Origin of the sequence: Streptomyces sp. NPDC002889 (assembly GCF_042888425.1) — a bacterium.
Classification (GTDB): Bacteria; Actinomycetota; Actinomycetes; order Streptomycetales; family Streptomycetaceae; genus Streptomyces.
The window spans coordinates 17,857-40,799 of record NZ_JBIAPT010000011.1 but is presented as its reverse complement, the minus strand read 5'-3'; the positions used below and the strand labels follow the sequence as shown (position 1 = coordinate 40,799).

Annotated in this window: 16 protein-coding genes; 10 read left to right on the top strand and 6 right to left on the bottom strand. The window is 72.3% G+C overall.

Features of this window, described 5'->3' with window-relative positions:
• Positions 1–2 precede the first annotated feature (2 nt).
• Together ACFYWI_RS18025 and ACFYWI_RS18020 are read left to right on the top strand one after the other, a co-directional pair.
• Positions 3–920 carry an SGNH/GDSL hydrolase family protein gene (locus tag ACFYWI_RS18025; RefSeq protein WP_389233433.1) on the top strand — a complete coding sequence of 306 codons (918 nt, stop codon included), beginning with the start codon at positions 3–5 and terminating at the stop codon, positions 918–920.
• Complete coding sequence (locus tag ACFYWI_RS18020) at positions 917–4,522, top strand: hydantoinase B/oxoprolinase family protein (RefSeq protein ID WP_389232736.1); 3,606 nt, start codon at positions 917–919, stop codon at positions 4,520–4,522. The genes ACFYWI_RS18025 and ACFYWI_RS18020 overlap by 4 nt, the downstream gene beginning before the upstream one ends.
• A 58-nt stretch (positions 4,523–4,580) precedes the next feature.
• On the opposite strand, the gene ACFYWI_RS18015 is transcribed toward ACFYWI_RS18020, so the two are convergent.
• Genes ACFYWI_RS18015 through ACFYWI_RS17995 form a run of 5 tightly spaced genes read right to left on the bottom strand, consistent with a single transcriptional unit; the run spans position 4,581 to position 8,338 of the window.
• On the bottom strand, positions 4,581–5,447 hold the full coding sequence (locus ACFYWI_RS18015) for a biotin-dependent carboxyltransferase family protein (protein ID WP_389232733.1): 867 nt from the start codon (positions 5,445–5,447) through the stop codon (positions 4,581–4,583).
• The gene (gene pxpB, locus ACFYWI_RS18010; RefSeq protein ID WP_389232730.1) at positions 5,444–6,094 is read right to left on the bottom strand and encodes a 5-oxoprolinase subunit PxpB; all 651 of its coding nucleotides are present in this window, start codon (positions 6,092–6,094) and stop codon (positions 5,444–5,446) included. The genes ACFYWI_RS18015 and pxpB overlap by 4 nt, the downstream gene beginning before the upstream one ends.
• The gene (locus ACFYWI_RS18005) at positions 6,091–6,855 is read right to left on the bottom strand and encodes a LamB/YcsF family protein (protein ID WP_389232727.1); all 765 of its coding nucleotides are present in this window, start codon (positions 6,853–6,855) and stop codon (positions 6,091–6,093) included. Before ACFYWI_RS18005 ends, pxpB begins: the two co-directional genes overlap by 4 nt.
• A gap of 24 nt (positions 6,856–6,879) precedes the next feature.
• Entirely contained in the window at positions 6,880–7,008 is a 129-nt protein-coding gene (locus ACFYWI_RS18000) for a D-glutamate cyclase family protein (RefSeq protein WP_389232724.1), read from the bottom strand.
• 52 nt (positions 7,009–7,060) lie between these two features.
• Entirely contained in the window at positions 7,061–8,338 is a 1,278-nt protein-coding gene (locus ACFYWI_RS17995; protein ID WP_389232721.1) for an MFS transporter, read from the bottom strand.
• Between the two features lie 166 nt (positions 8,339–8,504).
• On the opposite strand from ACFYWI_RS17995, the gene ACFYWI_RS17990 reads away from it, so the two are divergent.
• The 4 genes from ACFYWI_RS17990 (at position 8,505) to ACFYWI_RS17975 (ending at position 17,137) form a co-directional block, all read left to right on the top strand.
• Complete coding sequence (locus ACFYWI_RS17990) at positions 8,505–9,209, top strand: GntR family transcriptional regulator (RefSeq protein WP_389232718.1); 705 nt, start codon at positions 8,505–8,507, stop codon at positions 9,207–9,209.
• A gap of 259 nt (positions 9,210–9,468) precedes the next feature.
• Positions 9,469–10,995, top strand: a complete 1,527-nt coding sequence (locus tag ACFYWI_RS17985; protein ID WP_389232715.1) for a hypothetical protein — start codon at positions 9,469–9,471, stop codon at positions 10,993–10,995.
• Between the two features lie 376 nt (positions 10,996–11,371).
• Positions 11,372–12,283, top strand: a complete 912-nt coding sequence (locus ACFYWI_RS17980; protein WP_389232712.1) for a hypothetical protein — start codon at positions 11,372–11,374, stop codon at positions 12,281–12,283.
• A gap of 30 nt (positions 12,284–12,313) precedes the next feature.
• Positions 12,314–17,137 carry a hypothetical protein gene (locus tag ACFYWI_RS17975; protein ID WP_389232709.1) on the top strand — a complete coding sequence of 1,608 codons (4,824 nt, stop codon included), beginning with the start codon at positions 12,314–12,316 and terminating at the stop codon, positions 17,135–17,137.
• Positions 17,138–17,213: 76 nt separating this feature from the next.
• Here the strand turns inward: ACFYWI_RS17975 and ACFYWI_RS17970 are convergent, their stop codons facing one another.
• Complete coding sequence (locus ACFYWI_RS17970) at positions 17,214–17,645, bottom strand: hypothetical protein (protein ID WP_389232706.1); 432 nt, start codon at positions 17,643–17,645, stop codon at positions 17,214–17,216.
• Positions 17,646–18,080: 435 nt separating this feature from the next.
• On the opposite strand from ACFYWI_RS17970, the gene ACFYWI_RS17965 reads away from it, so the two are divergent.
• From ACFYWI_RS17965 to ACFYWI_RS17950, 4 genes are read left to right on the top strand one after another with little or no spacing between them, the layout of a single operon-like run.
• A complete protein-coding gene (locus ACFYWI_RS17965; RefSeq protein WP_389232703.1) occupies positions 18,081–21,032 on the top strand; it encodes a nitrate- and nitrite sensing domain-containing protein in 2,952 nt (983 codons plus the stop codon).
• The gene (locus ACFYWI_RS17960) at positions 21,029–21,481 is read left to right on the top strand and encodes a roadblock/LC7 domain-containing protein (RefSeq protein ID WP_389232700.1); all 453 of its coding nucleotides are present in this window, start codon (positions 21,029–21,031) and stop codon (positions 21,479–21,481) included. Before ACFYWI_RS17965 ends, ACFYWI_RS17960 begins: the two co-directional genes overlap by 4 nt.
• A gap of 9 nt (positions 21,482–21,490) precedes the next feature.
• Positions 21,491–21,895: a DUF742 domain-containing protein gene (locus ACFYWI_RS17955; RefSeq protein WP_389232697.1), complete on the top strand. Its 405-nt coding sequence runs from the start codon at positions 21,491–21,493 to the stop codon at positions 21,893–21,895.
• On the top strand, positions 21,876–22,499 hold the full coding sequence (locus ACFYWI_RS17950) for an ATP/GTP-binding protein (protein ID WP_389232694.1): 624 nt from the start codon (positions 21,876–21,878) through the stop codon (positions 22,497–22,499). The genes ACFYWI_RS17955 and ACFYWI_RS17950 overlap by 20 nt, the downstream gene beginning before the upstream one ends.
• The last annotated feature ends 444 nt before the right edge of the window (positions 22,500–22,943 follow it).

Below are 22,943 nucleotides of genomic sequence, written 5' to 3'. Positions count from 1 at the left end.
CGGTGGACGCGCGGGGTGCCACCGGCGTCCCGAACCTCCGTGCCAGGACCCGGGCCGTACCCCGTGCGACGCGGTTCGTCGCGCTCGGGGATTCGCTCACCGAAGGCGTCGGCGACCCCGTCGGCGGTGGCCGGCGCGGGTGGGCCGCCCTGCTCGCCGCCGGCATCGGGGGCCCCGGCGCCCCCGCCGTTTTCCGTAACCTCGCCGTCAGCGGTGCCCTCACCAAGGACGTCGCCGAGTCGCAGACGCCCGCGGCACTCGCCTTCGATCCCGACATCGCCTCCGTCGTCGTGGGGGTCAACGACACCCTGCGCCGTACCTTCGACATCGCGGACCTCGCGCTGCGCCTCGACAACGTCTGCTCCGCCCTTGCCGCCCGCAACGCCGTGCTGCTGACCGCCTGCCTGCCCGACCCCGGCGCGATGTTCGGGCTGCCCGCGCCGCTCGCCCGGCCGCTGGCCAGAAGGCAGCGGGCCGTCAACGCCGTCGTCCACGCCCTGTCCGACCGCTACGACGCCGTGCATCTGCATGCCGCCGGCGACGCCTGGGTCGCCGACCGGTCCATGTGGAGCGCCGACCGGCTGCACCCCGGTGAGAGAGGGCACCGGATGCTCGCCCGAAGGTTTCACGAACTGCTCGCCGCACGCGGGCTCGCCCAGGGGGCCGCGCCCGAGGCGGAACCCGACCAGCCCCGGCCGACCCGCGCCGCCTCACTGCTGTGGCTCGCCACCGCCGGTACCGGATGGATGGCGCGCCGGTGCACCGATCTGCTGCCGCAGCTGCTGCGGCTGGCCGGCGTCGAGGTCCAGCACTGGGCGCGAGGCACCAGCGCACGGCTGGACCGCAGCGCCGAGCATGCGCTGTTGTCCGCGCTCGCCGTCGTGTCACGGGACGTGCCCCTTGCCACAATGGGGGAATGAGCGGGCGCTGGGAGTTCTGGATCGACCGTGGCGGCACCTTCACCGACATCGTGGGCCGACGTCCCGACGGCCGGCTCGTCACCCGCAAACTCCTGTCCCACAACCCCGAGCGCTATCGCGACGCGGCCGTCGCCGGCATCCGGATGCTGCTGGGCACCCCCGTGGACGTGCCCGTGCCGGCGGACCGGGTCGCCTGCGTCAAGATGGGTACGACCGTGGCCACCAACGCCTTGCTGGAGCGGCGCGGTGAGCCGACCGTGCTCGTCATCACCGAGGGGTTCCGGGACGCGCTGCGTATCGCGTACCAGAACCGTCCCCGTATCTTCGACCGCCGCATCGTGCTGCCCGAGGCGGTGTACGACCGGGTCGTCGAGGTCCCCGAACGCACCGACGCGCACGGCGAAACAGTCCGGCCGCTCGACCTCGCCTCCGTCATCGAACGGCTGAAAGCGGCCCGTGACGACGGACTCACGAGCGCCGCCGTCGTGCTCATGCACGGCTACCGCCACCCCGACCACGAGCGGCTGATCGCCGAGGCGGCCCGCGCCCTCGGGTTCACCCAGGTCAGCTGCTCGCACGAGGTCAGCCCGCTGATCAAGCTGGTGCCGCGCGGCGACACCACCGTCGTCGACGCCTATCTGTCACCGATCCTGCGTCGCTATGTCGACGAGGTGGCATCCGAACTCGACGGCATCCGGCTGATGTTCATGCAGTCCAACGGCGGGCTGCGGGAAGCTGCCCACTTCCGTGGCAAGGACGCTGTTCTCTCCGGCCCGGCGGGCGGCGTCGTGGGCATGGCCCGCACCTCCGAACAGGCCGGGTTCGAGAGGGTCATCGGTTTCGACATGGGCGGCACGTCCACCGATGTGTCGCACTACGCGGGCGAGTTCGAGCGCGAGCTCGGCACCCAGGTCGCCGGGGTCCGGATGCGCGCACCCATGATGAACATCCACACCGTGGCCGCCGGCGGCGGCTCCGTACTCCACTTCGACGGCCGCCGCTACCGGGTGGGACCCGACTCGGCGGGCGCCGATCCCGGCCCCGCCTGCTACCGGCGCGGTGGCCCGCTCACCGTCACCGACGCCAATGTGATGCTCGGGCGCGTGCAGGCCGCCCACTTCCCTGCGGTGTTCGGGCCGGACGGCGACCAGCCCCTGGACGCCGGGACCGTGCGCGAGCGCTTCACAGAACTCGCAAAGAGGGTGCACGAGGAGAGCGGCACACAGTCCACCCCCGAACAGGTCGCCGCCGGCTTCCTGGAGATCGCCGTTCTCAACATGGCGAACGCCGTCAAGAAGATCTCCGTGCAGCGCGGGCACGACATCACCCGTTACGCGCTCACCGCCTTCGGCGGTGCCGGCGGCCAGCACGCCTGCGCCGTCGCCGACGCGCTCGGCGTCAACACGGTGATCGTGCCACCACTCGCCGGTGTGCTCTCCGCGTACGGCATCGGGCTCGCGGACGCGACCGCGATGCGCGAGCAGTCCGTGGAGGCGGAACTGGACGAGCAGTCCGTCGGCCGCGTCCAGGACCTGTGCGACGACCTCGCCGCACGCACCCGCTCCGAGCTGCGCGACGACGACATCCCCGACGCCGCGATCAGCACCCGTGCGCGGGTGCTGCTCCGCTACGCCGGTACGGACGCGAGTCTGCCGGTGCCGCTCGACACCGCCACGGCGATGAAGGACGCCTTCGAGGCGGCCCACCGCGCCCGCTACGCGTTCACCATGGAAAAACCCTTGGTGGTGGAGGCCGTCTCGGTCGAGGCGGTCGGGTCGGCGAGTGAGCACGGCGCGTCGGACGTCGAGGAGAGTGCGGGGGAAAGGGAGCTCGCCCCGCGCGACCGCGTCGGAATGGTCGTGGACGGCGAACGGCGTGAGGTCGCCCTGTACGCCCGCGGCGATCTGCGGCCCGGCGCCGTGGTGGAAGGCCCGGCGATCGTCGCCGAGGCCGAGGCCACCACGGTCGTCGACCCGGGCTGGCAGGCGGTGGCCGGAGACGGCGGCCATCTGCTGCTCACGCGGGTACGGCCCCGCCCCGGAAGGGCGGCCATCGGCACGGATGTCGACCCGGTGATGCTGGAGGTCTTCAACAACCTCTTCATGGCCATCGCCGAGCAGATGGGCGTCCGTCTCGAGAACACCGCCCACTCCGTCAACATCAAGGAACGTCTCGACTTCTCCTGCGCCCTGTTCGACGCCGAGGGCAATCTGATCGCCAACGCACCGCACATCCCGGTACATCTCGGGTCGATGGGCGAGTCCATCAAGGAGGTGCTGCGCCGCAACGAGGGACGCATGCTGCCCGGCGATGTGTACGCGATCAACGACCCGTACCACGGCGGCACGCATCTGCCCGATGTGACCGTGGTGACGCCCGTGTTCGAGGGCGAGAAGCTCCGCTTCCTTGTGGCGTCGCGCGGACACCATGCCGAGATCGGCGGTGTCACACCCGGCTCCATGCCCGCCTTCAGCCACACCGTCGACGAGGAGGGCGTGCTCTTCGACAACTGGCTGCTCGTACGGGACGGACGGCTGCGCGAGAAGGAGACCCGGGAGTTGCTCATCGGTGCCCGGTACCCCTCGCGCGCGCCCGACACCAACCTCGCCGACCTGCGCGCCCAGATCGCCGCGAACGAGAAGGGCATCGCGGAACTGCGCCGTATGGTCGATCAGTTCGGCCTGGATGTCGTGCAGGCGTACATGAGGCACGTCCGGGACAACGCCGAGGAGTCGGTGCGCCGTATCGTCGCCGGGCTGAGCGACGGCTCGTACCGCTACGAGACCGACGGCGGTGCGGTCATCCAGGTCGCGCTGCGCGTGGACCGTGAACAGCGCTGCGCCGTCATCGACTTCACCGGAACCTCGCCGCAGCTGCCGGGCAACTTCAATGCGCCCACGTCCGTGGTGATGGCGGCGGTGCTGTACGTCTTCCGGACACTCGTCGCCGACGACATCCCGCTGAACAGTGGCTGTCTGGAGCCGCTCGAGGTACGGGTCCCGGACGGATCGATGCTCGCACCCGTCCACCCGGCCGCTACCGTCGCGGGCAATGTGGAGACCTCGCAGGCCGTCACCGGCGCGCTGTACGCGGCCCTCGGCGTACAGGCGGAGGGCTCGGGCACGATGAACAACCTGACCTTCGGCAATGAGCGTGTCCAGTACTACGAGACCGTGGCGAGCGGAGCGGGCGCGGGCGAGGACTTCGACGGGGCCGATGCCGTACAGACCCATATGACCAACTCGCGGCTGACCGACCCCGAAGTGCTGGAGTGGCGCTATCCGGTTCGTGTGGACTCCTTCGCCGTCCGCGAGGGCAGCGGTGGTCAGGGACGTCACCGCGGCGGCTGCGGGGTCGTCCGCAGGATCCGCTTCCTCGAGCCGATGACGGCCGCGCTGCTGACCGGGCACCGTCGCATCGCGCCGTACGGTATGGCGGGCGGCGAGCCCGGCTCGCTCGGCGAGAACCATGTGGAGCGCGCCGACGGCAGTGTGACCCAGTTGCGCGGGGTCGACGCGGTGGACGTCGGACCGGGCGACGTCCTGGTCATGAGCACGCCGGGCGGCGGGGGCTACGGCACGCCACAGGAACGATCACAGTAGCCATCGCAGGACACGGATCGGCGGACGGGACCGGCGGAGACGGATCAGCGAACACGGATCAGCGGACCGGGACGAAGCGCACCGGTGTGCCGGGCACCGCCTGCGCGGCCGCCGCGAGATCGCGCTCGTCGACGACCGCCACGACCGGATAGCCGCCCGTGGTGGGATGGTCGGCGAGGAACACCACCGGGCAGCCGTCCGGTGGCACCTGCACCGCCCCCAGCACCATCCCCTCGCTGGGCAGTTCACCGGTCACTGCCCGCTCCAGGGCGGGTCCTTCCGCGCGTAGCCCGATGCGATTGCTCGCAGCCGAGACCCGGTACGTGCTCGCCGCGAGCGTGCGCAGTGACGCCTCGGTGAACCAGTCGTCGCGCGGCCCGAGCCGCACGCGCAGCACCATCTCGGAGGGCGGCGCCGGCCATGGCAGCTGTGCGTCGACGCGGGCCGGCGGGCGGCAGGGTGCGCCGAGCGGCAGCACGGCGCCGTCCGTCAGCGGTGCGTGGCCGAGGCCGGAGAGCAGATCGGTGGAGCGGCTGCCCAGCACCGGGTCGACCGTGATCCCGCCCGCCATGGCCACATAGCTGCGTACGCCGCGGACCGGGGGGCCGGCCTCCAGCACCGCCCCGGCCGCAACCCGTACGGGTGCACCCCAGGCCACTGGCCGCCCGTCGACCGTGACCGGGCAGGGCGCGCCGCCTACGGCCACGGTCACCGGGCAACGCGGCCGCACCGCCGCGCCGTTGAGGGTCGTCTCCAGGACCGCCGCGCCGTCGGCGTTGCCCACCAGACGGTTGACGAGCCGGGCGGCGGGCGTATCGAGCGCGCCGGAGCGGGGCACACCGAGGTGGGCATGCCCGGGCCGCCCCAGATCCTGCACCGTGGTCAGCGCCCCGGCCCGTACGACCGCGAAGGCCCGGTCGGTCATCGGTCCTCCGGCACGAACCGCACCCGCGTGCCGGGGGACAGCAACGCGGCAGGTTCCCGCGCCGGGTCCCACAGCACGGTGTCCGTGGTCCCGATCAGCTGCCAGCCGCCGGGCGACGGGCGTGGGTACACGCCCGTGTACGCGCCGGCCAGCGCGAGCGCGCCGGAGGGCACACAGGTGCGCGGGGTCGCCCTGCGCGGTACCGAGTACTGGTGCGGCAGCCCGGTGAGATATCCGAAGCCGGGAGCGAACCCGCAGAACGCGACCCGGAATTCGACCGCCGAGTGGATACGCACGGCCTCGTCCGGCGTCACTTGCCACACGGCCGCGACATCGGCCAGATCGGGCCCGTCGTAGCGGACCGGTATCTCGATCGAGTCCGCCACGCGTGCGTGGCGCACCGGGATCTCCCACCCGGCCAGCTCCCGGGCGAAGCCCCGCGGGTCATCGAGTCCGTCCAGCAGGACGGTGCGGGCAGCCGGCACGATCTCCCGTACCGGCGGGAGTGTGCCTGCGGCACGGCGGCGCAGCAGCTCGGCGTGGAATGCCTCGGCCTCGTCGCCGCCGGGCAGTTCGACGAGCAGCGCACGGTCACCGACCGGAAGGGGGGCGAGGGCGCCGGCCCGCAGTGTTCGGGCGTTGCTCATACGAACGCCTCCACGCGTACCCCGACCGACTCCAGCCGCTCGCGGACGCGCCGGGCGAGCGAGACGGCGCCCGGGGTGTCGCCGTGCAGACACAGCGACCGGGCCCGCACCCCGACGGACCGACCGCAGTGTGAGGTGAGCACCCCGAACCGGGCCATGCTGACGGACCGTTCGACGACCGCTTCCGGGTCGCTGATCACCGCGCCGTCCTCGGTGCGCGGCACCAGGGTGCCCTCCGCGGTGTAGGCACGGTCGGCGAACGCCTCGGTGACGGCGGGCAGTCCCGCCTTCTCCGCCATGGTGTGCAGCGTGGAGCCCGGCAGGCAGAGCAGCGGCAGCCGCTCACCGGACAGCAGCACACCCTCGACCACGGCAGCCGCCTGCTCCTCGTCGTGCACGACCCGGTTGTAGAGCGCGCCGTGCGGCTTGACGTACGAGACCCGGGAGCCGACTGCCCGGGCGAAGATCTCCAACGCGCCTATCTGGTATGCGACCTCGGCCGCCAGCTCCTGCGGCGGGACATCCATCGAGCGGCGGCCGAAGCCGGCCAGATCGCGGTACGAGACCTGGGCACCGATCCGCACCTTGCGCTCGGCCGCGAGTTCGCAGACCCGGCGCATGGTGGCCGCGTCCCCGGCATGGAAGCCGCAGGCGACATTGGCGCTGGTGACGACGGACAGCAGTTGCTCGTCGTCGGTCAGCCGCCAGCGGCCGAAGCCCTCACCGAGGTCGGCGTTGAGATCGATGGACGCCCAGGTCATGTACTCCTCTTTCCTGTCTCTTTCTCAGACCGTGTGGTACCGCTCGTCGCGTGCATCCGTGATGAACATCCGGCACGGCGCGTAGGTGATCGCGAACGGTTGCCGTGAGGCCGTCACCGCGGTCTGCGGCGTGAGCCCGCACGCCCAGAACACCGGGAACGGAACCGCTTGCGGGCTTCGGCCGGGCTCAGGTCCGGCGTCGTGGTCACATCAATTCCTTGCCGCGCGTCTCCGGCAGACCGACCAGGGCCAGCACCGCGAGACCGTAGCCGAAAGCGCCGAGGACGAGCGCGCCGCCCACCCCCCAGCTGTCGGACAGGAATCCGACCAGGGTGGGCAGAAACGCGCCCACGGCCCGGCCGCTGTTGTACGTGAAGCCCTGACCGGTGCCGCGCACAGCCGTCGGATAGAGCTCGCTGAGGAACGAGCCGAACCCGCTGAAGATGGCGGACATGCAGAAGCCGAGCGGGAATCCGAGGACGAGCAGCAGCCCGTTGGCCCCGGCCGGGATGTTGGTGTAGGCGAGGATGCCGAGGGCGGACAGCACGGCGAACAGGGCGATGTTCTTCTTGCGGCCGATCCGGTCGGTGAGATACCCGCCGGTGAGATAGCCGGTGAACGCGCCGGATATGAGGAAGGTCAGGTAGCCGCCGGTGCCCACGACGGTCAGCCCGCGCTCGGTCTTCAGATAGGTCGGCACCCAGGTCGCGAGCGTGTAGTAGCCGCCCTGCACGCCGGTGGACAGCAGGGTGGCGAACAGCGTGGTGCGCAGCAGGTCCTTCTTGAAGATCGTGGCGAAGGAGCCCCGCTCGGTGCTGGTGCGGCGCTGCTCGGCCGCCTCGGGGGCGTCGCTGACGTTCCGCCGTACGTAGATGACGAGCAGGGCGGGCAGTGCGCCTGTCCAGAACATCACGCGCCAAGCGGTGTCCGCGTCGAGGAAGTGGAAGACCAGGGTGTAGACGATCACGGCGAGCGCCCAGCCGGCCGCCCAGGCACTTTGAACGGCGCCGAGCGTGCGGCCGCGGTGCCTGGCCGTGGCGTACTCGGCGACCAGGATCGCGCCGACCGCCCACTCGCCACCGAAGCCGAGGCCCTGCAGGGCACGGAAGAGCAGCAGAGTCTCGTAGTTGGGCGCGAAACCGCACAGTACGGTGAACACCGCATAGGTGATCACCGTGATCATCAGCGCCTTCACCCGGCCGATCCGGTCGGCGAGGATGCCGGCGAGCGCGCCGCCGACCGCGGAGACGACGAGGGTGACCGTAGTGAGAAGTCCGGTTTGCCCGTTCTCGAGGCTGAAGTACGCGGAGATCGCCACCATGCTCAACGGCAGCGTGAAGTAGTCGTACGAGTCGAGGGCGTACCCGCCGAACGCGCCGCCGAAGGCGCGTCGGCCGCGCGGACCGAGGGCCCGCAACCAGGCGAACGCGCCTGTGTCCTCAGGGAGTTCGTTGTGCTTCGGCTGTACCCGGGTCGTGCTCATCTGCACCTCGCAGAGGGAGAGGAGGGTGCGTCGCTGGGGGCTGTGCGGTGACGCCAAGGTAGGGGATTGTTGAACGATCCGACAAGAGTCGTGTGGGGTCGTTCTTGCTTCTACGATGGAGGCGTGCGCGCCGGCGCAGGCAGCCGGCGAGGGAGAGAGGGCGGTTGTGGGGACGACGGAGTCCGAAACGGGCGGACTGGCGGACGACCGCCGGTTGTTGGGCCGCACCAGTACGGCCGAGCGGGTGGCGGACATCCTGAGGACCCGGATCGCCGAGGGGTACTTCCCGCCGGGCGAGAGGCTGTCCGAGGACAGCATCGGCAAGGCGCTCGGCGTCTCGCGCAACACCCTGCGCGAGGCGTTCCGGCTGCTCACCCACGAGCGCCTGCTCGTCCATCGGCTCAACCGTGGCGTGTTCGTGCGCATGCTCGCCGTCCAGGACGTCGAGGACATCTACCGCACCCGGCAGCTCGTGGAATGCGCCGTCGTCCAGGGACTCGGCGAGCCGCCGTACGCACTGGACAAACTGGACGCGGTCGTCGCCGGCGGCGAGCGCTGCGCACGCGAGCACGACTGGAAGGGCGTCTCCACCGCCAACATCCACTTCCACCGAGAACTGGTCGCCCTCGCCGGGAGCGCCCGCACCGACGAGCTGATGCGCAGCGTCCTCGCCGAGTTGCGACTCGCCTTCCATGTCGTGGACGACCCACGCCGGCTCCACCAGCCCTATCTCGTACGCAACCGGGAGATCCTCGAAGCTCTGCGAGGCGGTGCCCGCACGGAGGCGGAACAGCTGCTCGCCGACTACCTCGACGACTCCCGCACCCAACTGGTGCGCGCTTACGCGGAGCTGCTCACCGACCCGGAGTAGGCGCCGGTGGAGCCGTGGCCCCGGGCCCCGCGGCCGCCGCGGGAGACACGGTCCGCGCCTGCCGAGCGGCCCCCGACGGCGAGAGCGCGGGGCTCATGGACCGTGACGGAGAGAGAGGGCCCGCGCCCGCCGAGCGGCCCCGCCCCCAGGGCGGCGCTCATGGGCAAGGGCCGGCCCGGGGCCGGCGCACCACGACCGCCGGCTCGGGGCGAATCGGCCGTTTCGACCGTTGTCGGTGCGAGGACCTAATCTGTGCACCGTGACTTCGCCTGCCTCGACGGACTTCGTTCCGCCCCAGCTCAGCGCGGGGCCGCGGCCCGCGCCGGGCCCGGCCGCCGACGAGGGGCTGGCGCGGCGCCTGCGTGCGCTCGCATGCACCGCGCCGCTGCACGACCTCGACGTGCGCAAGGCGAATCTCGCGGGAGAGTACTCGGTCTACGCGATGGCCGAGGTCGCCCTCGCCGCCATCGACCTCGTCACGCTCAACATGGACTTCGACACCGGCGCCGACCACGACCAGATAGTGGCGCGCCTGCTGCCGCGGGTCGCCGCCCAGGCACCGCGGCGACCGGTCGCCGAGCACGAGCGGGTCGCCCGCTGGGTGCTGGAGAACCTGATCAACGTCGGCAGCGTGGATCGCGGATTCCGCGCCGTGTACGGCACCTTCGGGGCCGACGGCGCCTACACCCGGCGTGACTACGACTTCAAGCTCATCGAGGAGGTCCCCGGCTACGGCGGCAGCGTCTATCTGCGGACCACCGACGAAGCGGTCAACGTCCTGGTCGGTGCACTCGACACGGACGTCACCAGCGCACAGATCGCGGCCGAGGTGAAGCTGGAGGTCCTCATCAGCCGCGGCCGCCTCGCCGACGCACAGCTCGCCGCGGAGCAGGCCCGCTATCGCACCGTGCAGTACTCCGAGACCCTGCGCAGGACCCTGGAGGCCACCCGGCGCAATGTGCGCGCCGTCGACTGGCTCAACGCCGTCCCCGACATGATCGCCGAAGCCCTCGACCATGTCGCCGACCGCTACCGTCACGAGAACGCGATCCTCACCAACATCCGCAAGGCACGCGACGAGGCCGAGGACCCCGAGCACAAACGACGCGCAGCGGATCTGGTGGACATCGTCAAGGACTGCATCCGCCGTCACACCCAGCTCCAGTCCCGGCTCCTGGAGGCCGGCCCGCTGTTCCGTGCCGAGCAGGACCGCCAGGCGTTCGCCCGGCCCACCGCGCGGACCGGGCTCGATCTGTACGGGCAGCTCGTGGTCCCGCTCCTGCCACTGCCGGTGGAGTCGGCCATCCGCGTCACCGACGCGTACTTCGCCCGCGGCACCGGACTCCGCACCCCCTCGTCGGTCCGCGTCGGCGATCTTGTCGAACTGCTGCTCACCCCGCCGGTCGAGCGCGAGCACCTGGGCGCCGAGATGCCGGAGCCCGACCTGATCGCCACTCCCGACGACAGTCGCTTCAGCGAGGAGCAGCTGGCGAGCGCCATGGAGCTGCTCGACCTGGAGCACGACGCGCCCCGACGGCTCTCCGGCCTGCTCGCGGAGGCCCGCCGTCGTGACCCCGAACTGCCTTATCTGGTGGCCCTGCTCGCCGTCCACGCGGCGAGCCCTCCCGTCGGCACCGCCTACCGCCAGGGCGAGCAGCGGCTGCTGTTCGCCGTTGACGACGGCACGGAACTGGACGACTCCGAGTTCGGCGGCGCCGACCTGATCGTCGGCACGGCCCTGCTGGACGCGGCGAGCATGGCGGCCGACCGCACGGAGGCGGGGTGAGCACCAGGACCGGGGTTCCGTCTTGGGAAGCGCCCCTGCCGTCGTTCGGGCCGCGGCCGAGTGCGGGGGTTCTGCCCCGGATCCCGCGCCTCGATCTCCCCGGGACTTCGCCCGGGGGAACCCTGACAGGGCCTGCATTTCCCGCCGGGGCGGGGAGATCGGCCCGTCCGGCGTCTGAGGACACTTCCCCTGCGCCCTACGGGCGTGGAAGGTACCCCCGCCTCAGGCCGTACGGGCTCCAGGGACCGGCCGCCGGTCCGGGAAGTGGGGGTTCCCCCACTTCGCCAGGCACGGGGGAAGGAGTGGCGATCAGGCCCACCACAGGCGCCCCGGCGCATCCCGTACCCCAGTACCACCGCACAGAGGAGCAGCAGTTGTGAGCGAGCAGCACGCAGAGGCCGCCGCGCCGTGGCGCGAGGCGGACGCGCCGCTCGGCCCACCGTCGGGCCCGATGGCCGTGTCCGGCGGCGTCACGCCCGCCGACGCCGCCGATGCCGCGCGGCTCGTCTCCTTCGGACTGCAGCCCAAGCTGCTCCCGGCCCGCGACGCCGAATACGCCGAACTGCTGCGCCGCTACCGCGAGGACCCCGCCTTCGCCCGCCTCGCCGACGCCGTCGCCACCGGGCTCGGTCTCGTCGTCCTCGAGGTCTCGCCCCGCGCCGGCATGGCCGTCACCGCGGGCGAGGACTCCGTGTTCGCCGTCCGCATGGGCGACTACGCCCGCCGCACCGCGGCCGACTCCGCGGACCGCTTTCTGCACGGCCTCGCCCACCTGGCCGTCGCCGCCATGGCGTTCCCCCGCCCCGAGGACCTCGCCGACGACGGATACATCGGCCGTATCACCGTCAACGGCGTCGACGCCTTCGTACGCCAGGCCTGCCGACGCCTCGAGGAGCGCGCCGACGAGCAGGGAGAGAACACCGACCCCGCCAGCGACGCCCCGGGCCTCGAGGCCGCCTGGCGCATCTACGCTCGCCGCAGCGCCGCCGGTGCCACCAAGGACGCGCGCCGCCTCGCAGGATCCACCACCGGCATCGTCGGCAAGGCCGTCGCCTTCCTCACCGACTCCGGTTTCCTGCAGCGCACCGGCGACGACGCGGGAGGCGCGTACCGCACCACCGCCCGCTACCAGCTCCAGGTGCGCGACATGGCCGGCGGCGCGGCCATGGCCGAACTGCTGGAGCTGGGCGTCGTACCGGTCAGCGACGGGGCCGCCACCCTCGTGCCGCCGCCCGACGGTGACGACCTGGAGCTGGCCGCCGACGCCGGCCTGCCCTTCCACGCGTAACAGCCAGACGACGACTGAGAGTCCGCCGCCATGTACGAGTTGTCCCGGGTCCGCCTCTATTCCATCGGGCCTGCCGGTGCGCGCTACGCCGACACCGTGCTCGACCTGCGCGGAGTCGGCGAGCCCGTGCCCGACCCCGCCCCCACGCAGGCGGAGTTCTTCGAGGAGGAGCCGGTCGGCCCACCGCGCCGCCCCGCGCCCGCGGGCGTGCTCTTCCTCGAGAACGGCGGCGGCAAGTCCGTACTGCTCAAGCTGATCTTCTCCGTCATGCTGCCCGGCCACCGCAACACACTCGGCGGCGCCAGCTCCGGAGTGCTGCGCAAGTTCCTGCTCGCCGACGACTGCGGGCATGTCGCACTCGAGTGGCAGCACACGCTCACCGGCGAACTGATCGTCGTCGGCAAGGTGAGCGAGTGGCGGGGCCGCCAGGTCTCGGGCGACCCGCGGAAGTTCGCCGAGGCCTGGTACTCCTTCCGGCCGGGCCCGGGGCTCAGCCTCGACTCACTGCCCGTCGCCGAGTCCACCGCCGTGCGGCCACCGGTCGAGGGCGCATCCGCGGCGCGGGGCCGGCGGCGCACCATGAAGGGCTTCCGTGACGCCGTCACCGAGGCGGGCAAGGTCTATCCGCACCTCGACGTGTACTGGGAAGAGATCCACGACCGCTGGAACGAGTACCTCGGCGATGTGGGCCTGGACCCCGAACTGTTCCGCTACCAGCGGGAGATGAACGCCGACGAGGGCGAGGCGGCCGGCCTCTTCGCGGTCAAGAAGGACTCCGACTTCACCGACCTGCTGCTGCGCGCCGTCACCGACACCCGGGACACCGACGGACTCGCCGATCTGGTGAGCGGTTTCGGGAACAAGCTCGGCCGGCGCGCCGAGCTGACCGCCGAGCGCGACTTCACGGCGGGCTCCGTCGATCTGCTCGGCCGTATCGTCGAGGCCGCCGAGACCCGGACCCGGGCCCGTGACATCCACGGAGCTGCCGAGCGCCGTACCCGTACGCTGGCGCACCGGCTGTCCGCCCGTGCCGCGGACGAACGCGGCCGTGCCGCCGACCTGGCTCAGCAGGTCACCGCAGCGGCGCACACCGTGACCGAGGCGGAAGGGGCACGCGGCCGCAGTGTACTGATCGCGGCCGAACTGGCCTACCGGCATGCCTCGCTGGCGCTTGCAGCCGCCGAAAAAGGGGCGGCGGCACAGCGGCGCGAGCTGACCGACGCTCGCACGCTGCACTCCGCCTGGCAGGCAGCCGAAGCGGTGCTGCGTCATCGCGCGGCGGCCGACCGCTCCGCGCGCGTCGCCGCCGCGATCCGCGAGGCCGAACGGGACGCCGCGCCGGCGCTGGCCGCCCGTGCCCGGGCCGCAGGCGATCTGGTGCGCGCCCTGCATGCCGCCGCCGAGGACGGCGAGCGCGTGGCCAACGAGGAGGAGGAGCGCTCACAGGCGCTCCAGGAAGCGGGCGAGGCCGCGCACCGTGACGCGACCGTCGCCGCGACCGAAGCACAGCGCGCCCGCAGCGAGATCGGCCATCTGCGCCAACGGCTGACCGAGGTCGAGCAGGAGACGGCCGAAGCAGTACGGGCCGGCTGGCTCGACGACACCGCACCGGACGCCGACCCCGCCCGGGCTGCGCTCGCGGCAAGCGATGCCGAGAAGACGGCGGTCGCCGCGTGGGACGCCGCCCGGGAGACGGCGCGCGGCACGGCGGACCGGGCCCGCGACGCGGCCGCCGCCGAGTCCCGCGCCGACCTGGCCGCGGCCCGCGCCTCGGACGCGGCCCGGGCCGCGGAGAACGCCTACGAGGCACAGCGCAGAGCGGCGCAGTCCATCGCGCAGGACGAACGCCTTGCGGAGCTGTTGAGCCTCATGCCGACGCCCGCGACGCCGATGCAACTTCCGCCGCCGCGCCGCCCCGGCCATGGGACCGCGGCCGGGGAACCGGAGGCGGCCGCCTCGGCCGCCGACGGCGCTCCAAAGGCTCCGCAGGCCGACCCCGCAGTCCGCGACCGAGAGCCCGCCGACGGCAGCGACGCCCCCCGGGCCGCGCACCCCGCTCCCGGAGCGGCCCCTGACGGCGGCGGCCCCCTCGGCGTCGAGGAGCTCGACGGATTCGCCGACGAGCTGCGGGAGCTGCTCGAACGGTCCGTCTCCTCCGCAGAGCGGCAGCTGTTCGATCTGCGGACCGCCGCCGCCGACGACGCCCGCATCCTCGGCGCGCTCGGCGACGGCGGACTGCTGCCACCGGGGCCGGACGTGCTGGCCACGGTCGAGTATCTCGGCGAGCACGGCATCCCCGCGCTCCCCGGCTGGCGCTACCTCGCGCAGGCCGTCGACCCCGCCGATCACGCCGCGGTGCTGGGCGCGCGGCCGGAGCTGGTCGACGGAGTGGTGATCACCGACGCCGTCTCGTACGCCCGCGCGCGTGAAGTGCTCGCCGGGGCCGCGCTGTTGCCGCGGTCCGCCGTGGCCGTCGGGACCGCCGCCGCACTGCTCGCGCCGGTGCCCGGGCCAGGGACGGGCGGCACCGAGGGGGACGTCTTCCTGGTGCCGCCGAACCCTGCCATGCACGACGAGCACGCCGCCGACGAGGAACGGCAGGCACTGCGCGCCCGGGCCACCGCCCGGGACGAGGAGATCCGAGCGCTCGCGGCCCGGCTGACGGGCGACCGCGCCCTCGCGGCCAGGCTCGGCGCATGGCGCGCCGACTGTCCGCCCGCCATGCTCGCCGAGCTTGCCGAGGGCGCCCGTACGGCAGGTGCGGCCGCTGAGGAGGCGCAGCAGGCCCTTGCCGAGGCCCGTACGGTACGGGCCGAGGCGGACGAGGCGGCCTTCGACGCGGCTCGGGTCCGCGACGAGCGGCAGGACGCGGCCCAGCGGGCGCGCCGCGCCGCCGACGCACTCGCCGGGCTCGCGTTCCGGCTGCGCGAGCGCGCCGGCTGGCAGGCGAAACTGCGTGAACTGGCCGACGACGCTGCCGAGTACGAGGCCCGCGCCACGACCTGTCTGGAGCGGGCGAAAGCCGCCGACGAGGACCGCCGCGCCGCCCAGCGTGCCGGTGACGACGCGCGCCGTACCGCCCGCGCACTGCGTGCCGAGCGTGCCGAGGTCGCCGGAGCCCCGGAGAATCTTCCCGAGGAGCGGGAGGCGTCCCGCTCCTCGCTGCCCGCCCTGCGCGAGGCCTACCGCGCGGCCTCCCAGCTGTACGAGAAGGTCGGCGTCGGCGCGGATCTCCGCGCCGAGCAGGCCCGGGCCGAGAGCGACGAGAGCGCCGCACTCGCCGAACTGGACCGGATGACCAACAAGGTCCGCACGCGCGCGGCGCAGCTCCTCGAGGGCACGGACGGGGCCGACGGCCCTTCCCGCCAGGCCGCCGCCGCCCGCGCCGAGTCCCTCGTTCAGATGCTGGAGTCCCGTGCCACCGAGGCGAGCGAAAAGCTCGGTCGGCTCCGGGGCGAGGCCGAACGGCTGGCACCCGAGGACGCCGGGGCACACACGGAACTTCCGGACGAGCTGGTCCCTGCCGACGCGGCGCATGCCCAGACCCTGCTGCGCTCGGCGAGCGCCGAACTGGCCTCCCGTACCGACGCCCTGGAAGCGGCCAGGGCCGCCCACACCACGCTGTTTCGGGCACACCGCGCCGCCGAGGACGCGGTCGGCGGGTTCGACGAGACAGCCGCCCTCCTGCGTGACCTGCTGCGCGACCACCCTCAGGAGGAGGAGAGCGCGCAGACCCCGGAGCCGTACCCCGGGACACTGGAGGAGGCGCGCCACTGGGCCGCCGAGGCCCGGCGCTCCCTGCGCGGGTGCTCGAGCGACCTGTCCGCGGCAGAGGCTGCCGTACGGGAGGCGAGCGACGTCCTCGTACGGCATGCCAACGCCACCCGGTACGAGCAGGTGCGCACCCCCGCGCGCCAGCAGATCCGTGAGCTGCCCGCCGCCGCGCTGCCCGAGCACGCGGCGAAGTGGGCACAGGCGTTCGCGCCGCGGCTGCGGGTGCTGACCGACGAGCTGCAGCAGTTGGAGCGCAACCGCGACACCATCGTCGATCGGCTGCGCGGGCTCGTGGAGTCCGCGCTCACCACCCTGCGTTCGGCGCAGCGGCTGTCCCGGCTGCCGGAGGGACTGGGGGAGTGGTCGGGACAGGAGTTCCTGCGGATCCGCTTCGAGGAACCGGACCAGGCGACGCTCGCGGAACGCCTCGGCGAGGTCATCGACGAGGCGACCCGCGCCGCCGTGAAGAAGAACTCCGATCTGCGCCGGGACGGCGTGTCCCTGCTGCTGCGGGGCGTGCACGCGGCACTGCAGCCGAAGGGCGTCGCCGTGGAGATCCTCAAGCCGGACGCCGTGCTGCGGGCGGAGCGGGTGCCGGTGGGACAGATGGGGGACGTCTTCTCCGGTGGCCAGCTGCTGACCGCGGCCATCGCGCTGTACTGCACGATGGCCGCGCTGCGCAGCAACGACCGCGGCCGGGACAAGCACCGGCACGCCGGCACACTGTTCCTGGACAACCCCATCGGCCGTGCCAATGCGACGTATCTGCTGGAGCTGCAGCGGGCGGTCTCGGATGCGCTGGGCGTCCAACTGCTCTACACGACAGGGCTCTTCGACACGACGGCCCTGGCGGAGTTCCCCCTGGTGATCCGGTTGCGCAACGACGCGGACCTGCGGGCGGGGCTGAAGTACATCAGCGTCGAGGAACATCTGCGGCCGGGGCTGCCGCAGATCGATCCGGCCGGTGAGACGGTGCACGGCGAGATCACCGCGACCCGGATGTTCAAGCGGACCCCGCTTCCGGCGGAGCCGTCGCACAATGAGCCGTCACCCGTCGAGGGCGCCGCCATCGCCGAGTAGCGTCCGCTCCGCCGGAGCCGGGCGGGCACGAAAGGCTGCCTTCGTCACGGCCCGCAGAGCCCGGGACCGCCCCGGCTCACGCCTGGGAGAGCCGGCCGGTGCCCTTTCGCCGTATCCCGGAGTCCTCACGAGCCGCCGCCCGGGCGGCGCGTTGCGCCCTGGGGCGCTCACGGCGCAGTTGGCGTGCCGTGCTGCTGGGCACGGACACCACACCGTGCCGCTGGTGCCACACCTGACGGGTCACCCACACATCCAGCACCGCCCAGGTCGCCACCACCGTGCTGGCCACGCTGCTGAGCACCATGGGGAACGCAAGCCACGACGCCGTCAGCGTGAAGAGGAACGCCGCCATCGCCTGGATCATCGTCAGCGACGCGATGATCACCGCGCGGACCGCGGCGGTGCGCACGGGGTCGGGCAAACGCCACCTGACGACCGGTTCCTCCACCCACAGCTGCCGCGGGACATCCGTCTGTGGCGCCGCGCCGCGAGGCTCGTCCGTGTCCATGGATCGTGTCACTCCCCACTGTGTCCAACTTCAGGGTGGGTGCCCGCAATCCGCCGTCCTACTCCGCCTCGCTCCGCAGTCCCTCCCGCAACAGGACGCATTCGGAGCGACAACGTCCGAAAGTGATGGGCGTGGCGTCGGGCGAATTCTCGAATCTCCCCTTTGACAAGGACGATCGACCTGCCGCGATGATTCCCGAGGAGGGCCAAATTCCAGCCATCTGCCGTGGTCCGAAAATCGACTGACCTCCACGGCATCCGTCGAGGCCGGGAACAATATTCCCCTGGATACCAGGACATCCCATGATCAAGGCTGCTGTCCCAGGCCGAAAACCGTCCGGACGTCCCTTCGAGTTGGCTGGGTGACAGTAGTAGGCTCACGCCGTTTGTTGACGGACACCACCCCGCACCGGGCGGGGGCGAGCAGGGGGAGGCCATGCGCTTTCGCGGGAAGTCCATCCGCCGGAAGATCGTGGCGTTGCTGCTGGTTCCGCTGCTCTCCCTCACCTTGCTGTGGGGGTTCGCCACCGTACTCACAGGCCGGGACGCGAATCAGCTCCTCGAGGTCAGCTCCGTCGCCGAGCAGTTGGGCGCACCCGTCGAAGAAGTCGTCGACTCCGTCCAGAAGGAACGCAGGCAGACCCTCATCTACCTTGCGGACCGCCGCGCTTCGGAAGCACTGCCGACGCTGCGCCTGGACCGCGAAGCCACCGACAACGCGCTCGCCGTGATCGAGGCGAATGCCCAGAAGTCCTCGGTGCGCGACGACATGACCTCCGAAACCTCGCAGAAGCTCTCCGCGCTCATCGACGCGTTCGACGGCCTCGGTGCCATGCGCCGCTCCGTGGAGACGAACACGGTCTCCCGCAAGGAAGCCCTGGAGTTCTACAACCGCCTCGTCGACCCGGGCTACAGCTTCCTGCTCACACTCCACGCACTCGACGACGTCGCGCTCGAGCGGCAGGGACGCGCCCTCGTCGGCCTCGCCCGCGCCCGCGAAATGCTCTCCCGCGAGGACGCGTTGATCACCTCCTCGCTGACCACACGAAGGATCACGGCAGGAGAGATCCGCCAACTCTCCGACCTGGTCGCCCACCGAAAGCTGTACTACGAGGTCAACCTCGAGATCCTGCCCGCCGCGGAACGCGAGATCCTCGACCGCTACTGGCGCAGCCCCGAGACGACGCCCCTGCGCGACACCGAGGAGCGCATCCTTGCCGACGGTCCCGCGGACGGACTGGGCACGTCCGACCTGCAGCGCTGGAACGACAACGCGAGCCCGGTCCTCGAGGAGCTCTCCCGCACGGACGAGGAGGCGGGTGACCGCTACCAGGACCGTGTGGAGCCGGCCGCGTACAGCGTCCTCGTCCGGGCGGGTGTGGCAGGCGTCCTCGGCTTCCTCGCGCTGCTCGTCTCCGTGATCGTCTCCGTACGCATCGGCCGCGATCTGGTCCGCGCCCTGTCCAGGCTGCGCAAGGAGGCCCACGACGTCTCCGGTGTACGGCTGCCCAGTGTGATGCGCCGCCTCGCCGCCGGCGAACACATCGACGTCGAGACCGAGGCCCCGCGCCTGGAGTACGACAAGGACGAGGTGGGCCAGGTCGGCCACGCACTCAACACCCTCCAGCGGGCAGCGGTCGAAGCCGCCGTACGCCAGGCCGACATGCGACGCGGTGTCTCCGAGGTCTTCGTCAACCTCGCCCGCCGCAATCAGGTGCTGTTGCACCGTCAGCTCACGCTCCTCGACACGATGGAGCGCCGTACGGAGGACACCGAGGAACTCGCCGACCTGTTCCGGCTGGACCATCTCACCACCCGTATGCGGCGGCACGCCGAAGGCCTCGTGATCCTCTCGGGAGCCGCACCGTCCCGGCAATGGCGCAAGCCCATCCAGCTGATGGACGTCGTACGGGCCGCGGTCGCCGAGGTCGAGGACTACGAGCGCATCGAGGTGCGCCGGCTGCCGCGCATCGGCGTCGGCGGCCCCGCCGTCGCCGACCTCACCCACCTCATCGCCGAACTGCTCGAGAACGCCACGGTGTTCTCGCCCCCGCACACCGGTGTCCAGGTGCACGGCGAGCGGGTCGCCAACGGCTTCACCCTCGAGATCCACGACCGTGGCCTGGGCATGCCGGCCGATGCGCTCCTCGACGCGAATCTGCGGCTCGCCGAGACACCCGAGTTCGAACTCTCCGACACCGACCGGCTCGGTCTCTTCGTCGTCAGCCGGCTCGCCCAGCGCCAGAACGTCCGCGTGTCGCTGCAGCAGTCCCCGTACGGCGGCACCACCGCGGTGGTCTTCATCCCCGCGACGCTGCTCACCGAAGCGCCCGAGACCCAGGGCACCGGCTTCCGGCTGGACCGCAAGAGCGACAGCGCGGCCGGGCGGCGCGCCGCCGACGGGAAGCCGGCCGCCCTCTCCAGGGCCCCCTCGGGCCTCAACGCCTCCGCGCTGCTGGACGGCCCGGTCGAGCTGGAAGCCCCGGTCGGCACATTGGGCCCCGACGACCGCTCGGCCCTTGCCGGCCCCGGCGCCGCCCTCACAGCCCTGGACGACACCGAGAGCGAGCGCGGTGGCATCTTCCGCGCCCGCTCCCGAGGCAGGCACGACGACTTGGCTGGCGAGCAGCACCAGCTGGTGCCGGAGCCGTCGCCGCAGCAGTACGGCGGCCCGGTGCCGCTGCCGCGCCGTAACCCCCCGACCCTGGTCGCCGACCACGGCCGCCGGGTGGACGAGCGGGGCACGAGCGGGCGTACGCATCCCGCCCCGGGGTCCTCGCGGGCCGCCGAGGTGTCGCCGTTCGCACCGCACATGCCGCTCGCGGCGACGCCCACACCCATCGCGGGCGAGCGTGGCGAGCGCCCGGGCCGCGGCAGACCGCGGCCTGTCCCCGCCCCGGCCCCGAAATTCGACCGGCCGGCGACGGCGCAGGACCCGCGGCCGATGCGGCAGGCACCCATGCCCGTCGCCGACACCCCGGCGACGATCGACGGACTGCCGCGGCGCGTCCGCCAGGCCCCGTCGGCGCCCGTGCCGCCTGCCGCCGCTCCCACGACACCGCAGGGGCTGCCGCGCCGCGTCCGTCAGGCGAGCCTCGCGCCCCAGCTCAGGGAGTCGGCCGCGCCGGGGACGGACCAGCCGCCGTCCGCCCCGGCGGCAGGAGCCTTCGAGCGGAATGCGGACGAGGTCCGCAACCGTATGGCTTCGATGCAACGGGGCTGGCAGCGCGGCCGCCGCCAGAACGCCGAGGAGGCGGCCCCGACCGGACAGGGCGGGGGCCGGCGACCACAAGGCGTCCCGGGCCAGGGACCGCAGCACCGCACGGACCAGGCCACCGGCTCCGGCCGGAACGCACCAGGAACCACATCTGAGGGGGACGGTCGATGACCGCACCGCACGCCGCAGCACCGAGCGCCATGGGCGCCCACACCGCCAGGGGGTCCGGCGAGCTCAACTGGCTCCTCGACGAACTCGTCGACCGCGTCGCCAGCATCAGCAGGGCCCTGGTGCTCTCCGGCGACGGCCTTGCCACCGGCACGTCCAAGGATCTGACCCGCGAGGACAGCGAGCATCTCGCCGCCGTCGCCTCGGGCTTCCACAGCCTCGCCAAGGGAGTCGGCCGTCACTTCGACGCCGGCCAGGTCCGCCAGACGGTCGTCGAACTGGACGAGGCCTTCCTCTTCGTCACCGCGGCCGGTGACGGCAGCTGTCTGGCCGTCCTCGCCGACGCCGACTCCGACGTGGGCCAGGTCGCGTACGAGATGACGCTCATGGTCAAGCGGGTCGGCGCTCACCTGGTCACGGCACCACGGACCGGTCCGGCCGCCGGAGGGTGAGTGGCGGGGATGAGTGACGCAGTCCAGCAGGGCCGCAGGCCCCACCACTGGATCGACGCCGACGAGGGGCCGGTGGTCCGTCCGTACGCGATGACCCGCGGCCGCACCAGCAGTTCGAGCCGCCATCCCCTCGATCTGATCGCCCTGGTGATTCCCGACACCGCGGTCGGCGACCCCGGCCGTGACCAGATGCTTTCCCCGGAGCACGTCGAGATCGTCGAGCGCTGCGGCGGCACCCCCCAGTCGATCGCCGAACTCGCGGCAGGTCTCGACCTCCCCGTCGGCGTGGTCCGTGTCCTGGTCGGCGATCTCGTCGAGGACGCGCTTGTGCATGTAACCCGTCCCGTTCCGCCGGCCGAGCTGCCGGATGTGAGCATTCTCCGCGAGGTGATCAATGGCCTTCGGGCGCTCTAGCCGCCACCCGGCGCCGATCGAGCCGGTGACGCTGAAGATTCTGGTGGCGGGCGGCTTCGGAGTCGGCAAAACCACCTTCGTGGGCGCGGTCAGCGAGATCAAGCCGCTGCGCACGGAGGAGACGCTGAGCGAAGCCGGCCGGCCCTTCGACGACACCGAAGGCGTCGAGAGCAAGACGACCACCACGGTCGCCATGGACTTCGGGCGCATCACGCTGCGCGAGGATCTGGTGCTCTATCTCTTCGGCACACCGGGCCAGGACCGGTTCTGGTTCCTGTGGGACGAGCTGGCGCAGGGCGCGCTCGGCGCGGTCGTCCTCGCCGACACCCGCCGGCTGGAGGACTGCTTCGCGGCGGTCGACTACTTCGAGCGGCGTGGCATTCCGTTCACGATCGCCGTCAACTGCTTCGAGGGAGCGGACCGTTTCCCCGTCGATTCCGTACGGGCGGCGCTCGACCTCGACGCCGAGGTACCGCTGATGATGTGCGACGCGCGTGACCGGGGGTCCGTCAAGAACGTGCTGGTGGCGGTGGTCGAGCATGCGCTGGCCCGTGCCGACCAGCTGCACGCGCAGCGCGCCACGACCGCGGTGACCGGCAGCTGAACCGCCGCGGCGACGTAGGCGGCCGACCGGGCCGAGCCCTGCGCCTGCCGACTGAGGGGCGGTGGCGACTCCGGGCGGCTCAACCCCTTCGCTGTCGGCTGAGAAGGCGGTGGCGTCTGTCTCCGGGCCGAGCCCTTGCGGCCGTCGGCCGGGCGGACGGCTGCGACTTTTCGGCCTGTCCGGCCCCCTGCGGCCGCCGGCTGTGCGGACGGGGGCCGAGCCTCGCTGCCACAGGCCGCGCCGACCTGCTGCCCTCGGCCGGGTGGACGTCCGAGACCGTCTGCCGGGCCGCCCGCGGCGGCCACCCGCCGCGGTGGATGCGGCCACCGTCCGAGCCGGTCGCGGTGACGTGGGCAGGAGCACGGCCCGTACCCCCACCGACTGGGGTACGGGCCGTGGGCTTGTGACGGCCGCCGCCGGGCGAACGCCCGCCCGGCACCCTGC

What these genes read in the sequence shown, in the direction of transcription:
- ACFYWI_RS18020 (WP_389232736.1), top strand. Translation starts at nt 917, where the DNA reads ATGAGCGGGCGCTGGGAGTTCTGGATCGACCGTGGCGGCACCTTCACC.
- ACFYWI_RS18015 (WP_389232733.1), bottom strand. Translation starts at nt 5,447, where the DNA reads ATGACCGACCGGGCCTTCGCGGTCGTACGGGCCGGGGCGCTGACCACG.
- pxpB (WP_389232730.1), bottom strand. Translation starts at nt 6,094, where the DNA reads ATGAGCAACGCCCGAACACTGCGGGCCGGCGCCCTCGCCCCCCTTCCG.
- ACFYWI_RS18005 (WP_389232727.1), bottom strand. Translation starts at nt 6,855, where the DNA reads ATGACCTGGGCGTCCATCGATCTCAACGCCGACCTCGGTGAGGGCTTC.
- ACFYWI_RS17995 (WP_389232721.1), bottom strand. Translation starts at nt 8,338, where the DNA reads ATGAGCACGACCCGGGTACAGCCGAAGCACAACGAACTCCCTGAGGAC.
- ACFYWI_RS17975 (WP_389232709.1), top strand. Translation starts at nt 12,314, where the DNA reads ATGTACGAGTTGTCCCGGGTCCGCCTCTATTCCATCGGGCCTGCCGGT.
- ACFYWI_RS17970 (WP_389232706.1), bottom strand. Translation starts at nt 17,645, where the DNA reads ATGGACACGGACGAGCCTCGCGGCGCGGCGCCACAGACGGATGTCCCG.
- ACFYWI_RS17965 (WP_389232703.1), top strand. Translation starts at nt 18,081, where the DNA reads ATGCGCTTTCGCGGGAAGTCCATCCGCCGGAAGATCGTGGCGTTGCTG.
- ACFYWI_RS17960 (WP_389232700.1), top strand. Translation starts at nt 21,029, where the DNA reads ATGACCGCACCGCACGCCGCAGCACCGAGCGCCATGGGCGCCCACACC.
- ACFYWI_RS17955 (WP_389232697.1), top strand. Translation starts at nt 21,491, where the DNA reads ATGAGTGACGCAGTCCAGCAGGGCCGCAGGCCCCACCACTGGATCGAC.
- ACFYWI_RS17950 (WP_389232694.1), top strand. Translation starts at nt 21,876, where the DNA reads ATGGCCTTCGGGCGCTCTAGCCGCCACCCGGCGCCGATCGAGCCGGTG.